This is a genomic window from Deltaproteobacteria bacterium, assembly GCA_018668695.1.
In the GTDB taxonomy this organism is placed as follows: domain Bacteria; phylum Myxococcota; class XYA12-FULL-58-9; order XYA12-FULL-58-9; family JABJBS01; genus JABJBS01.
The window spans coordinates 1-2,182 of record JABJBS010000410.1 but is presented as its reverse complement, the minus strand read 5'-3'; the positions used below and the strand labels follow the sequence as shown (position 1 = coordinate 2,182).

Here is a 2,182-nt window from a genome sequence, read left to right as displayed (position 1 = left end):
TTTGGATCTCATCTTGCGAATTTAGTGCGTCGCATCCGGCGCATTGCACGTTTTCACGGTGCGGACCCTATCTTTCTTTTCGCATCAGCAACCATCGGCAACCCTGCTGAACACGCATCGCGGATGGTCGGAGAGCAGGTTGAGTTGATTGGTGAGAGCGGTGCACCTACCGGTCAGCGGCATGTCTTGGCTTACAATCCACCGGTGGTCAATGCTGAACTCGGGATTCGTCAGAGCTGTATTAAAGTCGCTGTAAGGCTCGCGGCCGAGCTGATTGAAGCGAAGGTCTCGACTATTATTTTTGGACAAAGCCGAAACAACGTTGAGGTGATGCTTAAGTATCTGCGTGAGAGGCTCGTTCGTAACAAGATGGACCCTGAATTGGTCCAAGGTTATCGAGGAGGCTATTTGCCTCAGCGGCGTCGGATGATTGAGGCGGGCTTGCGCAATGGCGAAGTCGGTTGTGTGGTCGCCACCAATGCTTTGGAGCTTGGTATTGATATCGGCTCTTTGGATGCGGTTATTTGCGCGGGTTATCCTGGTTCTATCGCGAGCCTATGGCAGCGTTTTGGCCGTGCGGGTCGGCGCCAAGGTGATAGCTTAGCGGTTTTAGTTACCAACAGTTCTCCTCTAAACCAATTCTTTGCGACACATCCTGATGGTTTGGTGACTGCACCTGTAGAGCAGGCGAGAATCGACCCCGACAATGTTGAAATTCTTATTCAGCATCTTAAGTGTGCTGCTTTTGAATTACCGTTTGAATCCACGGAGTCCTTTGGAGACTTACCACCCGATGCCGTAGCCGATGGGCTTCAGTTTCTTGCGGAGCACGAAGTGCTTCACGCGGTAAGCGACGAGAGTGGAAAAGTTACTTACCACTGGGCAACTGATACCTATCCCGCAAATCATGTTTCACTTCGAAGCGTGGGCTGGGATAACTACGTCGTCATCGACCTAGATACCGACAAAACCATTGCAGAGATGGATTGGCGTTCCACTCATACCATGCTTCATGAGCAGGCGATTTATCAGCACAATGCCAATCAGTATCAAGTTGAGAAACTCGACTACGACAACCACAAGGCATTTGTTCGTCAAGTAAGCTCTGACTACTACACGGATGCCATGACCCATGTGCGCATCGCCGTGATTGAAGAGTCTGAATCGCTGACCTTGGTAGAAGCTGCTGGCTCGAAGGTTCAAGCCTCGCTGGGTGAAATCAGTGTCGTGGAAAAAGTGGTCGGTTATAAAAAGATAAAATACCACACTCACGAGAATGTTGGTTATGGGGAAGTGCGGCTACCAGAAATGGAAATGCACACCACTGCATTCTGGCTCACGATTCCAAGCGAACTGGTTGAGAAAATTCCGGCATCGCGTCCTTCCGTCATCGACGCTTTACGCGGCATTTCAAAAGCAATGCACACCGTTGCTACCATCGGTTTAATGACAGACCCTCGCGATATTGGGCGGCGCTTAAAAGACCAGAGTGAGTCGCAAGATGATAGCCCTGGCCAAATCATCGATCCAACCATTTATCTTTACGATAAAGTGCCGGGCGGAATAGGGCTGGCTCCTCGTCTTTTTGATGAGCGCGAGGCATTGATTAGCCGAGCCCGCGTGGTGATCGAAGCTTGCCCGTGTGAGGGTGGTTGTCCGGCTTGTATTGGCCCTATGATTGGATCTGAGGATCAAGAGCCCGGTGAGCAGGCTGCGGTTGAGATTGACTTGGAAGTGAACCGAAAAGCGTTGGCGGTTGCTATCTTGAAGCTATTGGATGCCGGATGAGTAAGCTTAAGGGAAAATTGTCTAGGCTAAAATCTGCCGGGCCCGCTTCAAGCAATAAGCGTAAAGTTCCGGCGGCGGTTAGCGAGGCGGAGCCGTCTAAGCAAGAGAAGATCAGCGACTTTCGGTCTCGAATGAAAAACCTCGGCCGAGGCAAAGCCCGCCGAAAAAAACCGAAAACTGTGGTGATACAAAATTTGGCTGGCGAGAATTGGGATTCGCCTTGGGGAACGATTCGTCGTGTGGTGAAGCGCTATCCTTTGGCGCATTGCCATGGAACCCAGCCAGTGGGCGAGGCTTTGAGTGCGCGCCGTGAAATCCTTGCAAGGGTTGCCTTAGATGACACCATGCTCGAGACCCCAATCGATGGCATGTTGTTTCTCGACGAGATCGGCGA

2 protein-coding genes are annotated in these 2,182 nt (G+C 51.4%); both read left to right on the top strand.

Features of this window, described 5'->3' with window-relative positions; translation table 11 throughout:
• On the top strand, positions 1-1,788 hold a 1,788-nt coding region (locus tag HOK28_24420; protein MBT6436256.1), incomplete at its 5' end, for a DUF1998 domain-containing protein.
• Positions 1,785-2,182, top strand: a 398-nt coding sequence (locus HOK28_24415) for a hypothetical protein (protein MBT6436255.1), incomplete at its 3' end; no start/stop codon positions are given. The genes HOK28_24420 and HOK28_24415, both read left to right, overlap by 4 nt.